A 23,744-nucleotide genomic window follows, 5' to 3' on the forward strand; every position below is an offset into this window, starting at 1 on the left:
GCCGGCCCGTGGTCCCTGCGACCACCTCGACGAGGCCTCATACATAGACGCAGCCGGTCGTTCTTGACAGCAAACGGGGGTTGACCGTGGAGGCGAGTCCATACATAGGGTGGGCTTCAGCCCACCTTGCTGCATCGCCCCGATGAGGAAGCGGTGGGCTGCAGCCCACCCTACGCAGCGGGCGAGTGTCAGCCCACGCGTGCCACGAACCGCAGCGCCACCGAGTTCATGCAGTAGCGCAGGCCGGTCGGCTCGGGGCCGTCGGTGAAAACGTGACCCAGGTGGCTGTCGCAACCGGCACAGCTGATCGCGGTGCGGGTCCAGCCGAACATGCGGTCGGTGCTCTCGATGACGTTCTGCCGGGCGATCGGCTGCCAGAAACTGGGCCAACCGGTGCCCGAATCGAACTCGGTGGCCGCGTCGTAGAGCGCGGTGTCGCAGGCCAGGCAGCGGAACAGTCCGGGCACCGGCGGTCTTTCGTGCTGGCCGCTGAAGGCGCGTTCGGTACCGTTGTGGCGCATGACCCGGTAGGAGGCGTCGGGCAGGCGTGCACGCCACTGCGCGTCGGTGAGCACCAGCTTGCGCACGTGGCAGGGGCCGAGACGGTGGCCGTCGTTGGCGAAGCATTCGAGCAGCAGGTCCTTGCCGCCGGCCGCGGCGGGTGTGGCCGGCGCCGCACGCGCCGACAGGCGGGGGATCAGCGCGCCACCGCCTACCGCGGCCAGCGCGCCGCCGGCGAGGACGGCGCCCAGGAAGCGGCGGCGTTCCATGGCGACGATGTCGTGAGTACGTGACATGGCAGTCTCCGAAGGTGATCAGCCGAAGGTGAAGGCGTACGCGCGCACGCCCGGGTCGAGGAAGGTGATCTCGAACAGCCGCTCGCCGTTGCCGTGCTTCTGGCGCACCAGCTGGTACAGCCGCTGTTCGGTGACGGTGCCGTAGCCGTTCGCATCGACGTCCATGCCGTGGTCGTCTCCCGGCGGCTTGCCGTCGAGCGTGACGCGGAAGCGCACCGGCTTGCCGTTCGCGCCGGGTCCCAGCACCAGATGCAGGTCGCGGCCGCGGAAGCGGTAGACGATGCGCCCGCCGGCGTGTTCGAGCACGGCATTTTCGGCGTGTACGTTCCAGCGGCCATCGAGCGACCATTGGCCAGGCGTCAGCGTGGCCGGTGCGCGGTAGTCCCAGGCGTCGTCGTGGGCCACCGCACCGCCGGCGAAGTGCGCGGCTCGGGCGTAGCCGACGTAGGTTTCCGGCGAACGCATGGCATCGCCCGAGCCGGCCGCCTGCGCGCCCTTCGCGCCCGGCTGCACGTAGCCCGCGGGCAGGTCGGTGTGGCCGGCTTCGGTCAGCAGCTGGCGGATGATGTCCTCGCTTTGGGCGTAATTGCCCTCGCCGAAGTGATGCGCGCGGATGCGGCCGCTGGCGTCGATGAAGTAGTGCGCCGGCCAGTACTGGTTGTTGAAGCCTTGCCAGATGGCGTAGTCGTTATCGAGCGCGACGGGGTAATCCACGCCCAGTTCCTTGACCGCGCGCGCCACGTTGCCCGGGTCCTTCTCGAAGGCGAATTCCGGCGCATGCACGCCGATCACCACCAGGCCGTCGTCCTTGTACTTGTCGTACCAGCCGCGCACGTAGGGCAGCGCGCGCAGGCAATTGATGCAGGAGTAGGTCCAGAAGTCGACCAGCACCACCTTGCCGCGCAGCGACTGGCGGGTGAGTGGCGGTGAATTGAGCCAGCTGGTGGCGCCGGCGAGCGAAGGCATCTCGCCTTCCACCGGCAGCGGCGCGCCGGCCCGGTGGGCCGGTTCCGGCGCGGGCGGCGGGCGCGCGGCGTCGAGCAGCTTCTGCTCCAGGCCGCCGGTGTTCGCCAGCGCCACGCGGGTCAGCACGCCGGTATCGAGCCCCAGCGCGATCGCCGCCACGCCGGCCAGCACCAGCACGCCGAGCGCGCGGCGCACCCATTCGCCAGCGCCGAGCGAGCGCTTCATCAGCGCGAACACCCGGCCGCCGAGCAGCAGCGCCAGCGCCAGCGAAGTGGCCGCACCGGCCGCGTAGGTGAGCAACAGCAAGGTGGTCTGCACGCTGGCGCCATTGAGCGCCGCGCCGGTCAGCAGCAGGCCCAGGATCGGCCCCGCGCAGGGTGCCCACAACAGGCCGGTGGCGATGCCCAGACCGGTGGCCGACCATGCCGAGCCTTCGTCGTCCGGATGCTGCGACAACCGGTTGCCCAGCGCCACGAACGGGCGGGTGAGCCACTCGGCCAGCCGCGTGGACAGCAGCGTCAGACCCAGCAGTGCCAGCACCACCAGCGCGATGACGCGGCCGTACTGGTTGGCACGGACCGCCCACCCGCCGCCCACCGCCGCCAGCGTGGCCACCAGCGCGAAGGTGAGCGCCATGCCCAGCAGCATCGGCAGGCCGTTGCGCGCGAACGGTCGGTCGGCGCGCGCGAACACGAACGGCAGCACCGGCAGGATGCAGGGGCTGAGGATGGTCAGTACGCCGCCGAGGTAGGCGAGGATCAGCAACAGCATGAGGTGAGGTTTCCGCGGGAGTGTGGTTGGTATTCGACGGTGGGTCCCGGCCGGTTACGTCGGGCGGGCTTCGGCCCCCCTGGTGTCCGGAAGCAGCGGTGGGCTGAAGCCCACCCTACGCTTCGCTTCCTGCGAGGTAACCCGGCGGCCGGATGCAGCGAACGTCCGGCATGCACTCCGCATCTTCGCCATGCAGGGCTTGACCGCCACCGGCACCCTGGTCCTAGATGACCGCTCTTCCCCTTGGGCGAGCGTCGAGTCGACCGTGCCAGCCGAGCCTGCCAGCGACACCCCCGAACGCCGCCGTGCGGCGTGGATGGCGGCTGCCCAGGCCGGTGACCGGCGCGCCTACGAGCGCGTGCTGGCCGATTCGGTGGCGCTGATCCGCGCGGTCGCGCGCCGCCAGGGCGTGGCGCACGATCAGCTCGACGACGTGGTGCAGGAAACCCTGCTCACCGTGCACCGCGTGCGCCACACCTACGACCCGACACGCTCCTACGACGCCTGGCTGGCCGCGCTGGCCAGCCGTCGCGCGATCGACGGCATGCGCCGCAGCGGCCGGCAGGCACACCGCGAGGTCGGCGACGAGCGCGCTGTCGCACTGCATCCGGACGAGCAGGACGCCAGCGCCGAGAGCGAGCGCGCGCAGCAGGCCCGCCGCCTGCGCGCGGCGATCGACGAACTGCCGCCGGGCCAGCGCGAGGCGGTCGAGCAACTAGGCCTGAAGGAGCTGTCGCTGAACGAGGCCGCGGCGCGGACCGGTCGCAGTACCGGCGCGCTGAAGGTCAACCTGCATCGCGCGCTGAAGGCCCTGCGCGGCCGCATCCACGGAGACGACTAGAACGATGGCCGACCCACGCGCCCACGATCGCCTGATCGCCGCGCTCGGCGCCGAACTGGCGCCGGTGCGCCGGCTGCGCCCGCCATGGCTGCGCACGCTGGGCTGGCTGGCGGTGGTGGCCGCCATCGCGGTGATCCTGCTTGATCGCTACGGAAGCGCGCCGATGCTGGCGCGCTGGGCCGGCGCGCCGGACCTGGGCTGGGCCGGCCTGGGCGCGGGCCTGACCGCCATCGCGGCGGCCTGGGCCGCATTTGCACTGGCCGTGCCGGGACGCCGTACCACCTGGGCATGGCTGCCGCTGGCGCCGGCGCTGCTGTGGATCGGCGCCAGCGGGCTGGGCTGCCTGCGCGAGTGGGTCGCGCCGGCCACGCACGTGGCCAGCGCGCACGAGGCGGGCGACTGCGTGTTCTTCATCATCGGGTTTTCGCTGCCGCTGTCGGCCTTGCTGATCGCGTTGCTGCGCCGGGCCTGCCCATTGCGACCGGTACTCACCGCCGTTCTGGTGGGGTTGGCCAGCGCCGCCGCCTCGGCCAGCCTGCTGGAGATCTGCCATGCCTTCGATGCGGCCGCGACCGACCTGCTGATGCACGCGCTGGCCGTAGCGGTGGTCGTGGCGCTCAACGCCGCGCTCGGCGGACGGCTGCTCTCGGCGCACGTGCGTCGCGCCGCCTGAGACGCGCCTGCCGCAGGCTGGCCGCCTAACCAGGGAGGACAGCCATGCTCAGCGAACGCTTCACCGCGGCCATCGATTACGCGCGCATTGCCCACGCGGACCAGACCCGCAAGGGCACCGCCATTCCCTACCTGCAACACCTGCTGGGCGTGGCCAGCCTTGTGCTCGAGTACGGTGGCGACGAGGACCAGGCGATCGCCGGCCTGCTGCACGATGTGCTGGAGGACTGCGGCGAGGCGCACGCCAGCGCCATCGGCGAGCGTTTCGGCGCGCGCGTGCTGGCGATCGTGCGCGGCTGCACCGACGGCACCGCCGAAGCCAAGGCGGGACTCACGGATCCCGGCGCCCGCCGCCGTGACTGGCTGCGGCGCAAGCAGGGCTACCTCAACCACCTTGCGCACGCATCCGACGAGATGCTGCTGGTGTCCGGCTGCGACAAGTTGCACAACGCGCGCGCGATCGTCGGCGACCTGGAGCGGGCGGCGGTCGGGCCGCGCGTGTTCCAGCGCTTCACCGGCGGGCGCGACGGGACGCTGACCTATTACCGGCTGCTCGCCGACCTGTTCACGCAGCGTGGCTCGGCGATGGCGCCGGCGATCGAGATCGAGGTCGAGCGCATGCACGCGCTGGCCGGTGAGCCGGCCTGCCGCGCGGGCTGATCCGGCGCGACAATGGCCGTTCGCCGCCCGGAGACACGCCATGTCCGCCTTTCTTCGTCCACTCGGTGTCGAGCATCCGCTGGTGCAGGCGCCGATGTCCGGCTCCAACACGCCCGCGCTGGTTGCCGCGGTAAGCGGTGCCGGCGGGCTCGGCTCGCTCGGCGCCGGCTACCTGGAGCCGCAGGCGCTGCTGGAACAGGCCGCACAGATCCGGGCCGCCATCGACCGCCCGTTCGCCCTCAACCTGTTCGTGCTGCCCGACGACTTCGAGGTGGACGAGGCGCAAGTGGATGCCGCTCGCCGCCGCCTCGACGCGCTGATGGAGAGTGAGGGCCTGGCCGTGCGAACCGAGCGTCCCGCGCGCTGGGCGCCTCGCTTCTCCGACCAGCTCGCAGCGTTGCGCGAGGCGCGTCCGGCGGTGGCGAGTTTCGCCTTCGGCCTGTTGAGCACGGCGCAGGTGCGCGAGCTGCAGGCGCGGAACGTCCGCGTGGTCGGCACCGCCACCAGCGTAGCCGAGGCACGCGCCTGGGCCGAACGCGGCGCCGACGCGATCTGCGTGCAGGGCGCCGAAGCCGGCGGCCACCGCGGCACCTTCCTGCATGCGCCTGAAGAGGCGCTGGTCGGCCTGTTCGCCCTGCTGCCGCTCACCGTCGCCGCGGTCGACATCCCGGTGTTCGCCGCCGGGGGCATCATGGACGGGCGCGGCATGGTCGCCGCCGAAGTGCTGGGCGCCGACGCCAGCCAGCTCGGCACGGCCTTCCTGGCCTGCCCGGAATCGGCCGCGGCCGAGGCCTGGAAGCGCGACCTGCCGCAGGCGGCAGATCATCGCATCGGCACCATCTACAGCTTCTCCGGCCGCGCCGCGCGCGGACTGCGCAACCGCTACGTGGCAGCCATGCAGCCCTTTGCCGGCGAACTGCCGCCGTATCCGGTCCTCAACGCGCTGACCGCGCCGCTGCGCCGTGCGGCCGCCGCGGCCGGGCGGGGCGACCTGATCTCCGAATGGTGCGGGCAGGCCGCGGCGCTGGTGCGCCCGATGCCGGCCGCCGAACTGGTCCGCATGCTGATGCGCGAGTACGCGGCGGCGCGCTGCACGCCCGCTTGACGTGCCATAGAGCAGGGCCGGGTATACTGCGCCGGCGCCATTCCGCGCCCTATGCAAGCCCCGAGGCACCAGAACTTGAGCACGTCTCCCCGTAGCCAGCCTGCCGTTACCGCCGGGAAAGCGGTCGATACCCACAACCTGCGCAAGCTCGTGATCGACGCGCTGGAAGAGCTCAAGGCCAAGGACATCCGCGAGATCGACGTCCGCGGCAAGACCTCCATCGCCGACCTGCTGGTGATCGCCTCGGGCACCTCGGCCCGCCATGTCAAATCCATCGCCGACGAAGTGGTCAAGTTCGCCAAGAAGGCGGGCGTGATGCCGCTCGGCGTCGAGGGCGAGCAGGAAGCCGAATGGGTGCTGGTCGACCTCGGCGATGTGATCGTCCACGTCATGCTGCCACGCATCCGCGAGTTCTACGGCCTGGAGCGCCTGTGGACCGTCGGCGACCGCGAGCCGGGCATGGATGCGGCGAACGCCGGCTGACGTTCTCCCTCTCCCCTCCGGGTAGAGGGTTGGCGTGAGGGGTCGCTCTTGCAATTTAGTGGCTACGAAGCGTGTGCTGCTTTAGAACCATCCTCACTATGAACATTCCCGCGAGCCCCGCCCCCTCACCTCAATCCTCTCCCCGGAGGGGAGAGGAGGCGAACGTGGCGCTGCGCGCCGCTTTGTTCGATTAAGCGGGCTCGTGCGAGCCCGCTTACTTGCCATCGGCGAACGCATGCCCGGCTGGGTGGCCGAGGGCTTCGCCGAATACCGCAAGCGCCTGTCGCATGAACTGCCGCTGGAGCTGGTCGAGCTGAAGGCTGGCGCCCGCGGCAAGGGCCGCGACGATGCCCGCGCCACGCACGACGAGGGGGCGGCGATCCTCGCGGCGCTTGCGCGCGATACCCATGTGATCGCCCTGGATGGCCGCGGCAAGACCTGGTCCAGCGAAGAGCTGGCCGGCCAGCTGGCGAACTGGCGCATGGCCGGGCGCGACCTGGCTTTCCTGATCGGCGGGCCCGACGGCCACGCGCCCGACGTGCTGGCGCGTGCCGATCAGCGGTGGTCGCTCGGGCCGCTCACGTTGCCGCACATGCTGGTGCGCCTGGTGCTGGCCGAGCAGCTGTACCGCGCCAGTACCTTGCTGGCAGGGCATCCGTACCACCGGGCCTAGAAACGGCGACGGAACCCGACGGGCAGAGTGGCCATCGTTCGCCCTTCAGGCTGCCAGTTGCGGCACTTCCGGATGCGCGTGCAGCGGCAGGTGCCGGGCCCCGGTGGCGAGCAGCGACGGGCAGGCGGCGGCGAGACGCTCCCGCGTGGCATCGATCACCACCAGGATGCGGCCGGCCTCGATGTCGCCCTTGAACTTGCGGTGCACCGCATCTGGCACGTCGGTGCCCACCAGCGCACCGGTCCAGCAACCGACCGCCGCGCCAGCCAGCGCAATGGCGGTGGCGCCCGCCAGCGTGACGCCCAGCGGTGGCACCGCGACGGCGATCAATCCCAGCAGCACGCCGGTGCCTCCGCCGCAGGCGGCGCCGCGGGCGGCGGCGGGATAGAAATCGGTGCGCCCGACCATCAGGTGGTCGGGAATGTGTTGCAGTTCGATGTCCTCGCGGGCGATCAGCGAGATGTCATCGTCGGGAATGCCGGCCTGGCGGGCGGCGGCCATGGCGGCACGCGCGGCGGCGAGGTCGGTGGTGCTGAATACGCAGCGGGTTTTCATGGGCATCTCCCGGTGGGACGGCCCGTCCGGCACGACCGGGCGGCCATGCCGGTATCTTTCTCGCGCCCGGGTGATCGACACGTGCGCCGATTGTTATCGGAAGCCGGGGTGGGGCAGGCGGCCGGGCGCTACGGCCCGCCGCTGCATCCACTGTCGTCTCCGATCGCCAATCCGATCCTCAGTCGTCCAGATCCTCGATCTCGTCCTGGGCCTGACCGACGTTGTTCTGCACCTTGCCGGCGTTTTTTTCCACGTTCCCGGCGACTTCCTTCGAGGTGTTGCCCGTGAGCTTGCCGACGCCTTCCTTCACGGCGCCCTTGATCTCGTGCTTGGTGCCTTCGATGCGATTGTCGTTCATGGGTATGCCTCCAAACCTGCCAGTCGCAGGCCATTCGTTTATAGGTCGATGCGTGTTCAGCGGCAGTGACAGGGACGCAAGGATTTCGCCTGCCGCCTGGCGGGCAGGCATCCATGCGCCGCCCGAAGCTTGCTTCGCAGGCTTTTCCCGCGCCGACGACATGCGTCCGTTTAGCTTTCTGCGACCCACGCACGGGAGAGAACGACATGCTGGCCACCACCTACCGCCGCCCTTACCGGGTACGCGCCGCGCAGGTGCCCGAACCGATGATCGCGCATCCGGACGACGCCATCGTGCGGGTGACGCGCGCCTGCATCTGCGGCTCGGACCTGCACCTGTACCACGGGCTGGTGCCGGACACGCGGGTCGGCTCGATCTTCGGACACGAATTCACCGGCGTGGTGGAGGAAGTCGGCCCGAACGTGCGCAACCTGAAAGTGGGCGATCACGTACTGGTGCCCTTCAACGTGTTCTGCGGCACCTGCGCTTCGTGCTCGTACGAGCTCTACGGCAACTGCGAGAACGTCAATCCGCAGGCGACCGCGATCGGCGGCGCCTACGGCTATTCGCACAGCGCCGGCGGCTATGACGGCGGCCAGGCCGAATACGTGCGCGTGCCTTTCGCCGACATCGGCCCCACCGTGATCCCGCCGGACATCCACGTCGAGGACGCGCTGCTGCTCACCGACGTGGTGCCCACCGGCTACCAAGCGGCCGAGATGGGCGACATCCACGAGAACGACACCGTGGTCGTGTTCGGTGCCGGCCCGATCGGCCTGATGGCCGCGCGCTGCGCGTGGCTGATGGGTGCGGGCAGGGTGATCGTGGTCGACCAAGTCGATTACCGGCTCGAGTTCGCGCGTCGCTTCGCCCAGGCCGAGACAGTCAATTTCCGCGACGTGGACGACATGGCCCTGCACATCAAGAAGATCACCGACTGGCGGGGCGCGGACGTGTGCATCGACGCGGTCGGCTGCGAGGCCGACGGCAATTTCATGCAGACGCTGACCGGCGTCAAGCTCAAGCTGCAGGCGGGTGCTGCCACCGCGCTGCACTGGGCGATCAACTCGGCGCGCCGCGGCGGCAACGTCTCGATCGTGGGCGTGTACGGGCCCACCTTCAACGCCGTGCCGATCGGCAGCGCGATGAACAAGGGGCTGACCCTGCGCATGAACCAGGCCAGCGTGAAACGCCACCTGCCGCACCTGATCGAGCACATCCGTGCCGGCCGCCTGAAGCCGCGCGAGCTGATCACCCACCGCGTGCCGCTGGAGGAAGTGGACGAGGCCTACCATCGCTTCTCGGCCAAGCTGGACGGCTGCATCAAGACCGTGCTGATCCCGCCGCGTGCCGGCCCGCTCGATATGCCGGCGCCGGTCGCGCGCCCGGCATCCACCCACCTGCATTGAAGGCCCGCCCATGAACCCGTCGACCGATCACTCGCACGTCCCCGACTGGGGCGTGGACCTCGACCCGGCCAAGCGTCCCGCCGTACCGATGGAACAGCCCTCGCGTCTGCAGGGCGTGCATTGGGACCGCCCTGCACAACAGCCGCATACGGTGGAGGTGCTGCATTCGATCGAACGCCCCGGCATCACCCCGGTATTCGGCACCAGCGTGCCGCCCAGCGGCGTCAGCGGCTGGATCCGCCGGCGTGCCTTCCGCCGCAGCGAGAGCGACCTGCGCCACTGGATGCTCCTGTTGCTGGCCGACCGCGTGAACGTGGCCGAAGGACTGGTCGATGACGTGCGCCGCTCGCCGCGCACGCGTGCCGCCGCCTTCGGCGTCGCCGGCGTGGCGCTGGCCTGGTGGCTGCTGCGCCAGCGCCGCCGCGACTGAGGCACGCCGCGCCGCAAACCGTAGGGGGCTTCAGCCCACCGCCCCTTGCGTGGTGGGCTGAAGCCCACCCTACTTGGCCAGGACCGACCGTTGGCCTCCGGAAACGCGCCGCGGATCAGCCTGAATCGGCGGCCGGTGCGTCGTCGTCGTTCTTGCTTACCCCGCGCAGGTTGAACAGGAATAGCCCCACCTGCAACCCGATCAGCGCCCAGGCGCGGTCATGCCAGCCCCAGGCCACCCACAGCACGTTGCTCAACACGAAGCACCAGAACCCCCAGGTGCGCTTGCGCCGCGACAGCGAGCCGACCAGCCAGGCGGCCACCAGGGTGATCGCCATCGCCGGCCACTGCAGCGCGTCGATCAGATCACCCACGGGCAGGTGGCGTCCGCGTCATGATCCGGTAATCCGCGGGCTGGATGCGCGGTTGTCGGGCCCGCACTCAGGCGGGCGAATCCGGGTTGCGCATGAACGCCATCGCGGCGGTCTTCACCTTGGCGTAGCTGGTGATGGCGTCGGCGCCGGAGGAATCCTTCCAACTGGCGTACTTGCGGTCGAAGTCCGCCAGCTCCTCGGCACTGAACAGCTGTCGCACGGCGTCGAACATCTTGGTCTCTTCCTCGTGCGCGTGGTGCTTGATCAGTTCGCCGCAGACCTGCACCGAACCGGCGAACTGCCGCGAGTCCACGTCGGCGGCATGGATGTCCGGCAGCACCGCCAGCTCCACTGCGCGATGCTCCTGGATCGCCTCGGCATAGATCAGTTTCTGCTCGTGGTCGGCGCGGTCCTCGAAAGCGGGATAGAACACCGTCTCCTCCCACTTCGCGTGCGGGATCAGCAGCGCCTCGATCCGTTTGAGCAGGTCATGGCGGGTATCGGCTTCCGAGTCGGCGGTCTTGTTGATCTTGGCGAACAGTTCGCGCAGTTGATCGTGTTCGTTCTTGAGCGTGTCGAGAATGTCGGGCATGGGGAGCCTCCTGGGCGTACCTGGGGCGATTGGACGCCGGCGGGCGTCGGTCGGCTGTGAAGCGCGCACCGGAGGCGCTTCGGCGGCGCCCCGGCCGCGGTGCGGGGCAGGAGGAGTCCAGTGGCTTTCCGCCACGACATTGGCCATTATTGACCGTCGCCGGCTTTGCTGGCTGCCCCGATGGCGTGGCCGCAGGGGCGCCTGGACAGGTTCTGCGGGCCGGCATGGGATTCACCAGGGGGAAGTATGGACGCGATCGAGTTTCTGGAGCGCGCTGGCTCGGACGCCAGCATCTTTCACGGCGAGCAGGATGTGCTGCAGGCGGCGGTCGGTTCGCAGATGGATCCGGCGCTGGCATCCGCGCTGGTCGCCCGCGATGTCGAGGCGGTCTACCGCATGCTGGGACAGCGCATCCTGATCGGCCTGCAGGTCCCCGCGGAGGAAGAAGAAGCACCCGACGAGGACGAGGGCGACGCTGGCGAGCGTCTGCCTGAACTGCAGCGCTGATCCGGGCATTGCGTCTGTCGGCGGCCACTCGCATCCGCGACCATGCGTACGAGGCCCTTTCTCCTGGCAATCGGTGGCCTGCTGCTTCTGGCCCAGGCGGGTACCGTGCGCGCGGCCGCTGCGCCACAGCCGACGGCCGCGGCTGAGCTGCTCGAACTCGCCGACGGCATCAAGACCACCGACAACGTCCGTTTCGTTCGCCTGCTGGACCAGCTGGACCGTGACGCTCCGCAACTGACTGCCGCGCAGCGGTGGCGCCTGCGTTATCTGCAGGCGTGGGAGGCCGCCTGGGTGGGCGATTATCCCAAGGCCACCAAGCTGGCGATGGCCGTCGCCGATGGCGCCGGCGACATCACCCTGCGCGCGCGGGCGGGCGCCACCTCGGTCAACATGCTGGGGCTGGGACACCGCTATGCCGAGGCCTTCTCGCGCCTGGACGAGCTGCTCAAGCTGCTGCCGCGGGTCACGGACCGGCCCGCCCGGTTCCAGGTCGAATCCGAGGCGGCGCAGCTCTACAGCGGCATGGAGCAGTACGAACTGGCGGCCGACTATGCCCAGCGCATGAAGCGGGAGCTGTCCACCGCGGCGGGGCAGTGCAAGGCCAATGTGTTTGCGCTCGACGCGCAGTACCACCTCGATCGGCTGGCCGCGCCCGAACGCGACTTCCGCGCCGGCATCCGGTCGTGCACCGACGCGGGGGAAAGGCTGTTCGCCAACGCGGTGCGGGGGTACCTCGCCGACTACTACCTCGAGCACGGCCGCACGGCCGAGGCCATCGCATTGCTGGAAGCCCATTACCAGGCTGTCCGTCAGGATGGCTATCGCAATCTGGTCTCCCGCTTCGATGCCCAGCTGGCGCGTGCCTATGACCTCCGGGGCGATCCGGACAAAGCCAGGCAACACGCGCTGGCGGCGGTACGTTCGAGCATCAGCGGGGAGTACACCCGGCCGCTGATCGACGCCTACCGGCTGCTGTACCGGATCGACCAGAAAGCCGGGCATTACCAGAGCGCGCTGGCCTACCACGAGAAATACATGGCCGCGGACAAGGCCTATCTGGACGATGTCAGCGCCAAGGCGCTGGCCTACCAGATGGTCAAGCAGCAGGTGCAGGCCAAAAAGGCCGAGCTCGATGCGCTGGCGCGCAAGAACCAGATCCTGCGGCTGCAGCAGGCGCTGGATCGCAAGGCGGTCGAGGCCAGCCGGCTCTATATCGCCGTGCTGGCGCTCGGCCTGCTGGCGATCGGTCTGTGGCTGTTGCGGCTCAAGCGCTCGCAGCTGCAGTTCATGCGCGCGGCCCAATGCGACAGCCTCACCGGCATCTACAACCGCAAGCATTTCATGAGCGAGGCCGGGCAGGCCCTGCGCTACGCGGAACGGTCCGGGCACGGCGCCTGCCTGGTGTTGATCGACCTGGACCACTTCAAGCTCACCAACGATACCTACGGCCACGCGATGGGCGACCAGGTGCTGCGGCGCGCGGTGCTGGCCTGCCAGGAATACGTGCGTTCCACCGACGTGTTCGGGCGGCTGGGCGGCGAGGAGTTCGGCGTGCTGTTGCCGGAGTGCGGAATGGACAGCGGCATCGAGCGTGCCGAAGCGATCCGCCGCGCGGTCTTCGCGTTGAGCCACCAGGCGGAGCCGGGTATTCCGGTGTCGGCCAGCTTCGGCGTGGCTTACACCGGCGAATCCGGCCACGACCTGCGCCAATTGCTGATGGACGCGGACCACGCGCTTTACCGAGCCAAGCGTGCCGGGCGCAACTGCGTGGTGGCGGGGAAGCAGGGCGAAGGGGTAGTGGTCGCCTGAGCGGTGGCGCCGTCCCTGATCTCACCGGCCCCGCGAGAGGTGACTCTCCAGCCGATCGAGCAGTTCCACCTGACTGGGCAGGATCTTCTCCCGCGCTTGCGCCAGCGTGAACCACGCCACCCGGTCGATCTCCGCAAAGCTCGCCCGTCGCCCGCTGTGCGGCGGCCATTCCAGCTCGAACAGGTTGCTGTGCAGCGCAGCCGGATCGAACCGGCCCTCCAGCGCGAATGCCTCGACCCATTTGCCGCCACGCTGGCGCAGCCGCCCCAGCGAGTGCAATTCGCCGGTCGCCGGCGCACCCAGTTCTTCCTCGAACTCGCGCCGCGCGGTCTCCTCGGCCGCCTCCCCGGGCACGCGTTCGCCCTTGGGCAGCATCCATGCGCCGTCGTCGCGGCGCTGCCAGAACGGGCCGCCCGGATGGGCGAGCAGCACCTGCAGCCCGCCGTCGTTATGGCGGTACATCAGGATGCCGGCGCTGGTGATGGGCATGCTTCCTCCCGCTGCAACCGATCCCGCGTTCACCTCGACCGCGGTAACATTCGTGTTCCCGACGATTTCCGGAGACCGCCATGGCCATCGGTTGGGCCGGCGACGGCGCCGTGCAAGACCAGATCGACGCGACCGTCAAGGACGCCATCAAGCGCGTACGCAGCAAGCTGCCGCAGGGCCCGAGCCTGAGCCACTGCGAGGAGTGCGACGCGCCGATTCCCGAAGCGCGGCGCCAGGCCGTGCCCGGCGTGCGCCTGTGCGTAGCCTGCCAGGAGGCGCAGGACAAGGCGCAGCGCGCCGTCAGCGGTTACAACCGCCGCGGCAGCAAGGACAGCCAACTGCGTTAGCGGCGCCATACCCGGCCATCCGGCACGGGCGTCCGGTTCCGCGGGACGCTGGCGATCGGCCGTGGCGGGACCTGGCCCGAATGATCCGCCGACGGCGGGTGCATCGACACCGCATTGCCACGAGGTCCGGAACGCCGCCTGCGACCCAACACAAGCCATGCCCTCCTCCTGCCCGGGCTCGAGCGATCGGTTCGAGCAGATCAGGGTACGCCGCGGCACGTGCTTGCCTCGTCATTCCGCGGCCCCATAACGGGGCTTTCCCTTGCGCAAGGAGCTCCCGATGGCCAGTTCAGCCAACGCAGCGGCCTCCGGCCGGTTCCAGGTCGGCGGCGATATTCCCGTCCACCGCTTGGGTTTCGGCGCCATGCGCATCACCGGCAAGGGCATCTGGGGCGACCCGGCCGATGCCGAGGGCGCGCGCGAGACGCTGCGCGCGTTGCCGGGGCTGGGCGTCAACCTGATCGACACCGCCGACAGCTACGGGCCGGAGGTGAGCGAGAACCTGATCCGCCAGGTGTTGCACCCTTACGACGGCATGCTGATCGCCACCAAGGGCGGGTTGACCCGCCACGGCCCGGACATCTGGCAACCGCTCGGCCGCCCGGAGTACCTGCGCCAGTGCGTGCTGATGAGCCTGCGCCGGCTGGGTGTGGAGCGGATCGATCTGTGGCAGTTGCATCGCATCGATCCCAAGGTTCCCCGCGAGGAGCAATTCGAGGTGATCGCCGAGATGCGCAACGAGGGCCTGATCCGCCACGTGGGCCTGAGCGAGGTCGGCGTGGAGGAGATCGAGGCGGCGCGGCGCTACTTTCCCGTCGCCACCGTGCAGAACCTCTACAACCTGGCCAATCGCAAGAGCGAGGCGGTGCTCGAGCATTGCCAGGCGCAGGGCATCGGGTTCATCCCGTGGTATCCGCTGGCCGCCGGCGACCTGGCCGTGCCCGACTCGGTGCTGAGCCGCATCGCCGCCCGGTTGGGCGCCAGCAATGGCCAGGTCGCGCTGGCCTGGCTGCTCAAGCGCTCGCCGGTGATGTTGCCGATCCCGGGGACTTCGCGCGCGGAGCACCTGCGCGAGAACGTGGGCGCGGCGCAGCTGGAATTGTCGGATGAGGATTACCGTGCGCTGGAGGCCGCGGCGAGCTGACGTCTTCGGGGAGACCCGTTCCCACGCAAAGCCCCTCCCGAGAGCGACCTCGAAAAAATCCGTGGCCTTCGGGCGACCCCTGTAGGAGCCCACTTGTGGGCGATGCTTTTGGCGGTGCGTTCAGGCGCAAGAGCATCGCCCGCAAGTGGCTCCTACATGCATCGCGCGAAATGGGGCTATTCGAGGACCTCCGGAAGGGAGGGCTTTTAGCGCTTATCCTTCAGGAGGAACTCGCGCCACCCCGTTATCCACCGCAGCCCACAGGTTATCCACAGACTTATTGTCTCGTCGGCTGAGAGCCCGCCGCGTATCCTCTCCCCTCGTGCCCGCGCGTTCCGCCAGCGGCGCGGTCGTCTGCGAGGAACCTTCAGCCCATGTCCTTTGTCCCCGAGCGCAAGAGCACCCCTGGCTCCGTCGAGGCGCTGCGCGTGCCACCGCATTCCATCGACGCCGAGCAGGCGGTGCTGGGCGGCCTGATGCTCGCCCCCGACGCGCTGGACAAGGTCGCCGACAAGCTGGGCGAGGGCGACTTCTACCGCAAGGACCATCGCCTGATCTGGCGCGCGATCACCGAACTGGCCAACAAGGGCATGCCCTGCGACGCGGTGACGCTCGGCGACTGGTTCGAGGCCAACGGCCTGGCCGAGATGGTCGGCGGCGCCAGCTATCTGATCGAACTGGCCAACGCTACGCCGAGTGCGGCCAACATCGCTGCCTACGCCGACATCGTGCGCGAGAAGTCGGTGCTGCGGCAGCTGATCGACGCCGGCACCGGCATCACCGAGGACGGCTATCGCCCCGAGGGCAAGAGCGTGCAGGAGGTGCTGGAGAGCGCCGAGCAGGCTGTCTTCAAGATCGCCGAGTCCGGCGCGCGCGGCAAAAAGGATTCGGTGTCCATGCGCGACGCGGTCAAGGACGCCTTCCGCCTGCTCACCGAGCGCTACGAGAACCGCGGCCAGCTCACCGGGATTTCCACCGGCTTCAACGATCTGGACGAGCTGACCTCCGGTCTGCAGCCGTCGGACCTGATCATCGTCGCGGCACGTCCGTCGATGGGCAAGACCGCGTTCTCGGTGAACATCGCCGAGGCCGCCGCGCTGCGCGGCAAGAAGGCGGTGGTCATCTTTTCGATGGAAATGTCTTCCTCGCAGCTGGCGCTGCGCCTGATCTCCTCGATCGGCCGCATCCACGCCCAGCACCTGCGCAACGGCGACCTGTCCGAGGAAGACTGGCCGCGCGTGACCAATGCCATCGCGATCCTCTCCGAGGCCAAGATCTTCATCGACGACACCCCAGGCCTGTCGCCGGTGGAACTGCGCTCGCGCGCGCGCCGCCTGCATCGCGAGCACGGCGGCCTGGGGCTGATCGTGATCGACTACCTGCAGTTGATGCAGGTGCCCGGAAACAAGGAGAACCGCGCCACCGAGATTTCAGAAATCTCCCGTTCACTCAAGGGCCTCGCCAAGGAGCTGAACGTGCCGGTGATCGCCCTGTCGCAGTTGAACCGCTCGCTGGAACAGCGCGCCGACAAGCGCCCGATGATGTCCGACCTGCGCGAATCGGGCGCCATCGAGCAGGACGCGGACGTGATCATGTTCATCTACCGCGACGAGTACTACAACAAGGAATCGGCCGACAAAGGTCTGGCCGAGATCATCATCGGCAAGCAGCGAAACGGCCCCACCGACACGGTGAAGCTCACCTTCCTCGGCCACTACACCAAGTTCGAGAACTACGCGGCGGACTCGTTCGTCGGATCGTTCGATTGAGAGCCGTGAATCGGGATTCGGGATTCGTGATTCGCAAAAGCCGCGACGCTTCGTACGCCCTCTGCGCCTGGCGCCATCCGGCGAAGGGCGGCGGGGAATGCGGGAGACTTTCGCCTTTCATCGAATCCCCAATCCCGAATCGCGAATCCCGGCATCCATGAGCCGCACCACCACCGCCACCATCCATCTGGGCGCCCTGCGCCACAATCTCGCCCGCATCAAGGCGATCGCCGCCCCCGCGCGGGTGATGGCGGTGGTCAAGGCGGACGCCTACGGCCACGGCCTGGAGCGCGTCGCCCGCGCGCTGGACGCCGACGCCGAGTGCTTTGCCGTGGCCGCCCTGGGCGATGGCCTGCGCCTGCGCGCGGCTGGCCACCGGCAGCGCATCGTGGTGCTCTCCGGTCCGGACCAGGCGGGCGACATCGCCGAGATGCAACGCCTGCAGCTGGACGCGGCGATCCATCACGAAGCGCAGCTGCACTGGCTGGCCGAGGCCGTACCCGGCCGCGGCCGCCTGCGCGTATGGCTGAAGATCGACAGCGGCATGCACCGATTGGGTTTTGCTCCTGAGCGCGTTGCCGGCGTGCATGCGCGCTTGGCCGCGATGCCGGGGCTGGATCCGGAGATCGGCCTGCTCAGCCACTTTTCCGATTCGGAAGTTTTTGGAGGCGAGCAGACCCGCACCCAGATCGCCCGCTTCGCCGACGCCACCCGTGACCTGGTCGGTCCGCGCTCGATGTCCAACTCGGCCGCCGTGCTCGGCTGGCCCGAGGCGCGCGCCGACTGGGTACGCACGGGCGGTTTGCTGTACGGCCTGTCCGTCGTCGAGGGCAAGAGCGGCGCGGACTTCGGCTTCCGCCCGGCGATGTCCCTCGCCACCCGGCTGATCGCCATCAATCGCATCGCCAAGGGCGAGCGCATCGGCTACAACGGGACTTGGACCTGCCCCGAAGACATGCCCGTCGGCGTCGCCGCCGTCGGCTACGGCGACGGCTATCCGCGCAGCGCCGCCAGCGGTACGCCAGTGCGGGTTGGTGACACCACCGTGCCGCTGATTGGCCGCGTTTCGATGGACCTGATCACGCTGGATCTGCGCGCGGCGCAGCACGCAAAAGTCGGCGACCGTGTCATCTTGTGGGGCGAGGGCTTGCCGGTGGAAACCATCGCCCACCACGCCGGCACCCTCAGCTACGACCTCACCTGCGGCATGACGCGCCGCGTGTTGTTCGTCGAGGACGAGAGCTGATCGCGCAGGCGTGCGTACGCCACGCTCTCGTGTAGGAGCGCCCTTGGGCGCGAGCACCATGCACGATCAGGCCGCACGGTCGGGTCCAAGGGCGCTCCTACGGACGGAATCGGCTTTCACCGTCTCGCGCCGTGCGAGCGGGCCGGGCTAAGCTTTCGCCCTCGACTACCGGAATTCCCCATGGCCAAAGCCAAGACCGCCTACGTCTGCACCGATTGCGGTGCCGAGCATTCGAAATGGCAGGGACAGTGCATCGAGTGCGGCGTGTGGAACACGCTGAGCGAGGTGGTGCTGGCGCCGGCCTCCACGGCGAAGGCGTCGGTGGGCGCGCAGCGTTCCAGCTATGCCGGCACCGCCGCCGGTTCGGCCAGGGTCACCCCGCTTACCGCGGTCGCGCTGACCACCGAGGCGCGTACGCACACCGGTATCGGTGAGCTCGATCGCGTGCTTGGCGGCGGGTTGGTACAGGGTTCGGTGGTGCTGATCGGCGGCGACCCCGGCATCGGCAAGTCGACGCTGCTGCTGCAGATGCTGGGCACGCTCGGTGCGCACCTGGCCAGTGTCTACGTCACCGGCGAGGAGTCGCTCTCGCAGGTGGCGGCCCGCGCGCAGCGCCTGGGCCTGCCGCTGGAGCCGCTGCAGGCGCTGGCCGAGACCTGCATCGAGCGCATCCTCGAACAGGCGATCGCCACGCGTCCGCACGTGCTGGTGATCGACTCGATCCAGACCATCTGGACCGAACTGCTCACCGCGGCGCCGGGCTCGGTGAGCCAGGTGCGCGAATCGGCGGCCAAACTGACGCGCTTCGCCAAGGAAACCGGCACGTCCGTGTTCCTGGTCGGCCACGTGACCAAGGAGGGCGGCATCGCCGGTCCGCGCGTGCTCGAGCACATGGTCGACGCGGTGCTGTACTTCGAGGGCGAGTCGGGCAGCCGTTTCCGCGTGCTGCGCGCGTTCAAGAACCGCTTCGGCGCGGTCAACGAACTGGGCGTGTTCGCCATGTCCGACAAGGGCCTGCGGGAGGTGCCCAACCCGTCGGCAATCTTCCTCTCGGCACATAGCGGGCCGACCTCCGGCAGCGCGGTGATGGTCACCCGCGAAGGCACCCGTCCGCTGTTGGTCGAGGTGCAGGCGTTGGTCGACCAGAGTTCGCTGGGCAATCCGCGCCGCGTGGCGCTGGGCCTGGAGCAGAACCGCCTGGCCATGCTGCTGGCCGTGCTGCACCGCCACGGCGGCGTGGCGGCGTACGACCAGGACGTGTTCGTCAACGTGGTCGGTGGCATTCGCGTGCAGGAAACCGCCGCCGACCTGCCGGTGCTCCTGGCCGTGCTTTCGTCGCTGCGCGACCGGCCGCTGCCGGACAAGACGATCGCCTTCGGCGAAGTCGGCCTCTCCGGCGAGATCCGTCCTGTGCCCAACGGCGAGGAACGCCTGAAGGAGGCGGCCACCCACGGCTTTCGCCGCGCCATCGTGCCCAAGGCCAACGCGCCCAAGAAGAGCAAGGTGGGCGAGATGGAAGTGGTTGGCGTGGAGCGCTTGTCCCAGGCCATCGACGCCTGCCGCGACGCCTGACGTAGGGTGGGCTTCAGCCCACCGGCTCGAGATCCGCACGGGAACGGTGGGCTGAAGCCCACCCTGCGCTACAGGCGCGGCAGCGGCCGGTGCAGGATCAGCTCCAGCACGAACTTCGAGCCGAAGAACGCCAGCGCCAGCACCGCCATGCCGAGCAGCGTCAGGTTCACCGCGCGGCGGCCGCGCCAGCCGAATCGCCAGCGCCCGTAGAGCAGTATCCCGAACACCAGCCAGGCGACGATCGACAGCACGGTCTTGTGCACCAGGTGCTGGCCGAACAGGTTGCCGACGAACAGGATGCCGGTGACCAGGGTCAGGGTCAGCAGGGCAAAGCCTGCGCCGATCATGCGGAACAGCAGCGATTCGGTCAGCGTCAGCGGCGGCAGCGCGCGCAGCCAGGGCCCGAACTGGCGGTGGCGCAACCCGCGCTCCTGCACCGCCAGCCCGATCGCGAACACCGCGGCGATCGACAGCAGGCTGAAGGCCACCAGCGCCACCGTCACGTGCAGCTTGATCTGCCAACCCATCGCCATGGGCATGGTCGGCGGCGCCAGGAAACTGTCGACCGCCAGCAGCACTGCCGCCAGCGGAAACACCACCACGCCCAGCGCCGCCACCGGCCGGCTCAGGCTGACGAACAGGGTCAGCGCCGACACCACGCAGGCGACCAGCGACAACGCGGCGAAGAAATGCAGATCCAGCGCGCCGCGGTGCATGCCAAGCAACACGCCCGCATGCGCCAGCACCGCCAGCATGGCGACCGCCAGGGCCGGGCGTTGCCAGGCGACCGCTGGCGTTGCCGCCCGCTGCGCGAACAGTGGCCACGCCAGCAGGCCGGAGGCGAGCAGGTAGCAGGCGATCGCCAGAATCGAAAGCGCGGGTAGCATGCGTGCAAGTGTGTCATAGCGTCGGCGGCGGGTGAACGAGGCATGGTGCCCGCCTGCGGCCGCCGACTTCGGCCGCTCCGCGATTGCTATACTCCGGCGTTCTCCCCGCACCGTACCCGTCGCCATGTTCGAATCGCTCAGCCAACGTCTCTCGACCACCGTCAACCGCCTGCGCGGTCGCGGTCGCCTGACCGAGGAAAACATCCGCGAGTCGCTGCGCGAGGTGCGCATCGCGCTGCTGGAGGCCGACGTTGCGCTGCCGGTGGTGCAGGCGCTGATCGAGCGCGTGAAAGTGCGCGCGGTAGGCCAGGAGGTATTGAAGAGCCTCTCGCCGGGCCAGGCGCTGGTGAAGGTGGTCAGCGACGAGCTGACCAAGGTGATGGGCACGGCCAACGCCGAGCTCAACCTCGCCCAGCAGCCGCCCGCGGTGGTGCTGATGGCCGGCCTGCAGGGCGCCGGCAAGACCACCACGGTGGCCAAGCTGGCGCGCTTCCTGACCGAGCGCAAGAAAAAGAAGGTGATGGTGGTCAGCTGCGACGTCTATCGTCCGGCCGCCATCGAGCAGTTGCGCACGCTGGCCGAGCAGGTCGGCGTGAAGTTCTTCCCGTCCGAGGTGGGGCAGGATCCGGTCGACATCGCCAGGGCCGCCATTGCGGCCGCCCGTCGCGAAGTGGTCGACGTGCTGCTGGTCGATACCGCCGGCCGCCTGCACATCGACGAGGCGATGATGGGCGAGATCAAGGCACTGCATGCCGCGATCACGCCGGTCGAGACGCTGTTCGTGGTCGATTCGATGACCGGCCAGGACGCGGCCACCACCGCCAAGGCCTTCAGCGAGGCGCTGCCGCTGACGGGCGTGGTGCTGACCAAGACCGACGGTGACGCCCGCGGTGGTGCCGCACTGTCGGTGCGCTACATCACCGGCCGCCCGATCAAGTTCCTAGGCGCTGGCGAAAAGACCGACGCGTTGGAGCCGTTCCATCCCGATCGCCTGGCCCAGCGCATCCTGGGCATGGGCGACGTCCTCTCGCTGGTGGAGGAGGTCGAGCGCAAGGTCGACCAGGAGAAGGCCCAGCAGCTCGCCCAGAAGGTGATGAAGGGCAAGCGCTTCGACCTCAACGACATGCGCGACCAGCTCGAGCAGATGAACAACATGGGCGGCCTGGCCGGGCTGATGGACAAGCTGCCCGGCATGGCCAGCATTCCGGACAGCGTCAAGTCCAAGGTCAACGACAACGAGATCAAGCGCATGGTCGCGATCATCGGCTCGATGACCAAGAAGGAGCGTCGCCATCCCGACCTGCTCAACGGCTCGCGCCGCGCCCGCGTGGCGCGTGGCTCGGGCACCCAGCCGGCCGACGTCAACCGCCTGCTCAAGCAGTACATGCAGATGGAAAAAATGATGTCCAAGCTGTCCAAGGGCGGTACCAAGGGCCTCATGCGGCAGATGCGCGGGGCCATGAAGGGCATGGGCGGGATGGGCGGCGGCTTCCCGCCGATGCGTTGAAAGGACCCGGACGAGGGGCGAGTAGCAAGCGCTGCACGGGCGAGTGAACCGGCAAGCTTGCGCCTTCGCTAGCCGTCCTCAGCCCCTGGCACCTTCACCCGGCTCTTCCCTTTTACCGAAAATCCACTAAAATGCCGCGTTTACCGCGCGCGGATCCCGTGCGTGCTGCCGGCTCACCGGCACCTCTGGAGCTTTTATTTATGGTCAAGATTCGTCTTTCGCGCGGTGGCGCCAAGGGCCGTCCGTTCTACCACGTCGTGGTCACCGATCAGCGCAACAAGCGCGACGGTCGCAACATCGAGAGCGTGGGCTTCTACAACCCGGTCGCGTCCGGCAAGGACAAGCGCCTCGAACTGAACGTCGAGCGCGTCAACGAGTGGGTGGGCAAGGGTGCCCAGCTGACCGACAAGGTCGCCTCCCTGCTCAAGGAAGCCGGCAAGCAGCAGGCTGCTGCCTAAGCATGGCCGCAGCCGGTCGGCGCGTCCTGGTCGGGCGCATCGTCGGTCTGCATGGCGTGCAGGGTGGGCTCAAGATCGAATCCTGGACCGAGCCCCGCACGCAGATCTTCAAGTACCAGCCCTGGCTGCTCGAAATGGCGCCGGGCGAGGTCAGGGAGGTCGCCGGGATCAAGGGACATCCGCAGGGCAAGGGGCTTGTCTGCCAGTTGCCGGGCGTGGATGACCGCGATGCGGCGGCGACGCTGGTGGGTCAGGACATCCATGTCGCCCGCGAGCTGCTGCCGCCACCTGGCAAGGACGAGTATTACTGGGTCGACCTCGAGGGTCTGGAGGTCGTCACCATCGAGGGCGTGTCGCTGGGACGGGTGAGCCATCTGTTCGCCACCGGCGCCAACGACGTGGTGGTAGTGAGGGACGGCACGCGCGAGCGGCTGGTGCCCTTCGTCCAGGGGACTTACGTGCGTTCGGTGGACTTGTCCGGTGGGCGCATGGTGGTGGACTGGGATCCTGAGTTCTAGCCAAGCGGGGGATCCGATGCGCATCGATGTCGTCACGCTGTTTCCCGACTTCATGCGCCAGTGCGCCGCCGTCGGTGTCGTGGGACGCGCGCAGCAGCGCCAGTTGCTGCAGGTGGAAACCTGGAACCCGCGCGACTTCGCCACCGACAACTACCGTACCGTGGACGGCCGCACCTGCGGCGGCGGGCCCGGGATGGTGATGCTGATCGAGCCCTTGCGGGCGGCCATGAAGGCCATGCGCGAGGCAGCGCCGGAACCGGCGCACGTGATTTACCTCAGCCCGCAGGGAGCGCGGCTGACGCAGGGCAGGGTGGAAGCGCTGGCGAAACGGCCGCGCATCGCCTTGCTCTGTGGGCGTTACGAAGGAGTGGACGAACGCCTGCTGGCGCACGAGGTCGACGAGGAGCTCTCCATCGGCGATTATGTGCTGTCCGGGGGCGAGCTAGGCGCCGCGGTGGTCATCGACGCGGTGGGCCGGTTGCAGGAAGGCGCGTTGAACGACGCGCAGTCCGCCGAGCAGGATTCGTTCTCGAACGGGCTGCTCGACTGTCCGCACTACGCGAAGCCGGTGCACGACGCACTGGGTGACGTGCCGGAAGTGCTGCTCTCCGGCGACCACGCGGCGATCCGCCGCTGGCGCCTGAAGCAGTCGCTGGGACGGACCTGGCTGCGCCGGCCCGACCTTTTGGCGCAATGCGCGCTGGACAAGACGTCCCGTGCATTGCTGGAAGAATTCCGCCGCGAGCACATGCGGCACGACGAAGCGGCCGTCAAGCCGCAGTAATTTGCAAATCTAATCAGGTGTT

General features: G+C 68.9%; 27 protein-coding genes. 19 read left to right on the forward strand and 8 right to left on the reverse strand.

Translation table 11 applies throughout. From position 1 onward, the window contains the following. Positions 1-188: 188 nt before the first annotated feature. Positions 189-797, reverse strand: a complete 609-nt coding sequence (msrB, locus tag OSC30_RS10860) for a peptide-methionine (R)-S-oxide reductase MsrB (RefSeq protein ID WP_267171870.1) — start codon at positions 795-797, stop codon at positions 189-191. 18 nt (positions 798-815) lie between these two features. After that, positions 816-2,534, reverse strand: coding sequence for a cytochrome c biogenesis protein DipZ (locus tag OSC30_RS10865; protein ID WP_267171871.1), 1,719 nt, complete (start codon positions 2,532-2,534; stop codon positions 816-818). A 316-nt stretch (positions 2,535-2,850) separates the two neighbouring features. On the opposite strand from OSC30_RS10865, the gene OSC30_RS10870 reads away from it, so the two are divergent. The 6 genes from OSC30_RS10870 (at position 2,851) to rlmH (ending at position 6,968) form a co-directional block, all read left to right on the forward strand. Continuing rightward, positions 2,851-3,375, forward strand: a complete 525-nt coding sequence (locus OSC30_RS10870; RefSeq protein ID WP_267172020.1) for an RNA polymerase sigma factor — start codon at positions 2,851-2,853, stop codon at positions 3,373-3,375. A 4-nt stretch (positions 3,376-3,379) separates the two neighbouring features. Then, positions 3,380-4,048, forward strand: coding sequence for an NrsF family protein (locus tag OSC30_RS10875; RefSeq protein ID WP_267171872.1), 669 nt, complete (start codon positions 3,380-3,382; stop codon positions 4,046-4,048). Positions 4,049-4,092: 44 nt separating this feature from the next. Further along, positions 4,093-4,707 carry an HD domain-containing protein gene (locus OSC30_RS10880; protein WP_267171873.1) on the forward strand — a complete coding sequence of 205 codons (615 nt, stop codon included), beginning with the start codon at positions 4,093-4,095 and terminating at the stop codon, positions 4,705-4,707. Positions 4,708-4,747: 40 nt separating this feature from the next. Continuing rightward, positions 4,748-5,812: an NAD(P)H-dependent flavin oxidoreductase gene (locus OSC30_RS10885; RefSeq protein WP_267171874.1), complete on the forward strand. Its 1,065-nt coding sequence runs from the start codon at positions 4,748-4,750 to the stop codon at positions 5,810-5,812. Between the two features lie 138 nt (positions 5,813-5,950). Beyond that, the gene (rsfS, locus tag OSC30_RS10890; protein ID WP_267172021.1) at positions 5,951-6,295 is read left to right on the forward strand and encodes a ribosome silencing factor; all 345 of its coding nucleotides are present in this window, start codon (positions 5,951-5,953) and stop codon (positions 6,293-6,295) included. Between the two features lie 202 nt (positions 6,296-6,497). Beyond that, positions 6,498-6,968: a 23S rRNA (pseudouridine(1915)-N(3))-methyltransferase RlmH gene (gene rlmH / locus OSC30_RS10895; protein ID WP_267171875.1), complete on the forward strand. Its 471-nt coding sequence runs from the start codon at positions 6,498-6,500 to the stop codon at positions 6,966-6,968. 45 nt (positions 6,969-7,013) lie between these two features. Here the strand turns inward: rlmH and OSC30_RS10900 are convergent, their stop codons facing one another. Together OSC30_RS10900 and OSC30_RS10905 are read right to left on the reverse strand one after the other, a co-directional pair. Then, the gene (locus tag OSC30_RS10900) at positions 7,014-7,523 is read right to left on the reverse strand and encodes a hypothetical protein (RefSeq protein WP_267171876.1); all 510 of its coding nucleotides are present in this window, start codon (positions 7,521-7,523) and stop codon (positions 7,014-7,016) included. 178 nt (positions 7,524-7,701) lie between these two features. Continuing rightward, entirely contained in the window at positions 7,702-7,881 is a 180-nt protein-coding gene (locus tag OSC30_RS10905; protein WP_267171877.1) for a CsbD family protein, read from the reverse strand. 206 nt (positions 7,882-8,087) lie between these two features. Between OSC30_RS10905 and OSC30_RS10910 the strand changes: the two genes are divergently transcribed. Together OSC30_RS10910 and OSC30_RS10915 are read left to right on the forward strand one after the other, a co-directional pair. Continuing rightward, positions 8,088-9,290, forward strand: a complete 1,203-nt coding sequence (locus tag OSC30_RS10910) for a zinc-dependent alcohol dehydrogenase (protein ID WP_267171878.1) — start codon at positions 8,088-8,090, stop codon at positions 9,288-9,290. A 10-nt stretch (positions 9,291-9,300) separates the two neighbouring features. Beyond that, entirely contained in the window at positions 9,301-9,720 is a 420-nt protein-coding gene (locus OSC30_RS10915) for a hypothetical protein (RefSeq protein ID WP_267171879.1), read from the forward strand. A gap of 115 nt (positions 9,721-9,835) precedes the next feature. Here the strand turns inward: OSC30_RS10915 and OSC30_RS10920 are convergent, their stop codons facing one another. Further along, positions 9,836-10,093, reverse strand: a complete 258-nt coding sequence (locus tag OSC30_RS10920; protein ID WP_267171880.1) for a hypothetical protein — start codon at positions 10,091-10,093, stop codon at positions 9,836-9,838. Positions 10,094-10,160: 67 nt separating this feature from the next. After that, entirely contained in the window at positions 10,161-10,685 is a 525-nt protein-coding gene (locus OSC30_RS10925) for a hemerythrin domain-containing protein (protein WP_267171881.1), read from the reverse strand. A gap of 246 nt (positions 10,686-10,931) precedes the next feature. Between OSC30_RS10925 and OSC30_RS10930 the strand changes: the two genes are divergently transcribed. Together OSC30_RS10930 and OSC30_RS10935 are read left to right on the forward strand one after the other, a co-directional pair. Next, entirely contained in the window at positions 10,932-11,192 is a 261-nt protein-coding gene (locus tag OSC30_RS10930) for a hypothetical protein (protein ID WP_267171882.1), read from the forward strand. Positions 11,193-11,234: 42 nt separating this feature from the next. Further along, positions 11,235-13,001, forward strand: a complete 1,767-nt coding sequence (locus OSC30_RS10935) for a GGDEF domain-containing protein (RefSeq protein WP_267171883.1) — start codon at positions 11,235-11,237, stop codon at positions 12,999-13,001. 21 nt (positions 13,002-13,022) lie between these two features. On the opposite strand, the gene OSC30_RS10940 is transcribed toward OSC30_RS10935, so the two are convergent. Continuing rightward, positions 13,023-13,490, reverse strand: coding sequence for an NUDIX hydrolase (locus OSC30_RS10940; RefSeq protein ID WP_267171884.1), 468 nt, complete (start codon positions 13,488-13,490; stop codon positions 13,023-13,025). Between the two features lie 80 nt (positions 13,491-13,570). Between OSC30_RS10940 and OSC30_RS10945 the strand changes: the two genes are divergently transcribed. The 5 genes from OSC30_RS10945 (at position 13,571) to radA (ending at position 19,568) form a co-directional block, all read left to right on the forward strand. After that, complete coding sequence (locus OSC30_RS10945) at positions 13,571-13,837, forward strand: DksA/TraR family C4-type zinc finger protein (RefSeq protein ID WP_267171885.1); 267 nt, start codon at positions 13,571-13,573, stop codon at positions 13,835-13,837. Positions 13,838-14,117: 280 nt separating this feature from the next. After that, positions 14,118-14,981 (forward strand): aldo/keto reductase, encoded by an 864-nt coding sequence (locus tag OSC30_RS10950; protein ID WP_267171886.1) that lies wholly within the window; start codon positions 14,118-14,120, stop codon positions 14,979-14,981. 374 nt (positions 14,982-15,355) lie between these two features. Next, the gene (locus OSC30_RS10955; protein ID WP_267171887.1) at positions 15,356-16,750 is read left to right on the forward strand and encodes a replicative DNA helicase; all 1,395 of its coding nucleotides are present in this window, start codon (positions 15,356-15,358) and stop codon (positions 16,748-16,750) included. A 157-nt stretch (positions 16,751-16,907) separates the two neighbouring features. Beyond that, a complete protein-coding gene (alr, locus tag OSC30_RS10960; RefSeq protein ID WP_267171888.1) occupies positions 16,908-17,996 on the forward strand; it encodes an alanine racemase in 1,089 nt (362 codons plus the stop codon). A gap of 180 nt (positions 17,997-18,176) precedes the next feature. Further along, on the forward strand, positions 18,177-19,568 hold the full coding sequence (radA, locus tag OSC30_RS10965) for a DNA repair protein RadA (RefSeq protein ID WP_267171889.1): 1,392 nt from the start codon (positions 18,177-18,179) through the stop codon (positions 19,566-19,568). A 68-nt stretch (positions 19,569-19,636) separates the two neighbouring features. Here the strand turns inward: radA and OSC30_RS10970 are convergent, their stop codons facing one another. Beyond that, complete coding sequence (locus OSC30_RS10970; RefSeq protein ID WP_267171890.1) at positions 19,637-20,455, reverse strand: cytochrome C assembly family protein; 819 nt, start codon at positions 20,453-20,455, stop codon at positions 19,637-19,639. A gap of 124 nt (positions 20,456-20,579) precedes the next feature. Between OSC30_RS10970 and ffh the strand changes: the two genes are divergently transcribed. The 4 genes from ffh to trmD all read left to right on the forward strand — a co-directional run bounded on the left by ffh (position 20,580) and on the right by trmD (position 23,722). After that, complete coding sequence (gene ffh, locus OSC30_RS10975) at positions 20,580-21,962, forward strand: signal recognition particle protein (RefSeq protein WP_267171891.1); 1,383 nt, start codon at positions 20,580-20,582, stop codon at positions 21,960-21,962. A gap of 200 nt (positions 21,963-22,162) precedes the next feature. Beyond that, a complete protein-coding gene (gene rpsP, locus OSC30_RS10980) occupies positions 22,163-22,420 on the forward strand; it encodes a 30S ribosomal protein S16 (RefSeq protein WP_267171892.1) in 258 nt (85 codons plus the stop codon). A gap of 2 nt (positions 22,421-22,422) precedes the next feature. After that, positions 22,423-22,938 (forward strand): ribosome maturation factor RimM, encoded by a 516-nt coding sequence (gene rimM, locus OSC30_RS10985; protein ID WP_267171893.1) that lies wholly within the window; start codon positions 22,423-22,425, stop codon positions 22,936-22,938. Between the two features lie 16 nt (positions 22,939-22,954). Further along, complete coding sequence (gene trmD / locus OSC30_RS10990; protein WP_267171894.1) at positions 22,955-23,722, forward strand: tRNA (guanosine(37)-N1)-methyltransferase TrmD; 768 nt, start codon at positions 22,955-22,957, stop codon at positions 23,720-23,722. Positions 23,723-23,744 lie beyond the last annotated feature (22 nt).

This window comes from Frateuria hangzhouensis, assembly GCF_026410505.1.
Taxonomy (GTDB): Bacteria; Pseudomonadota; Gammaproteobacteria; order Xanthomonadales; family Rhodanobacteraceae; genus Frateuria_A; species Frateuria_A hangzhouensis.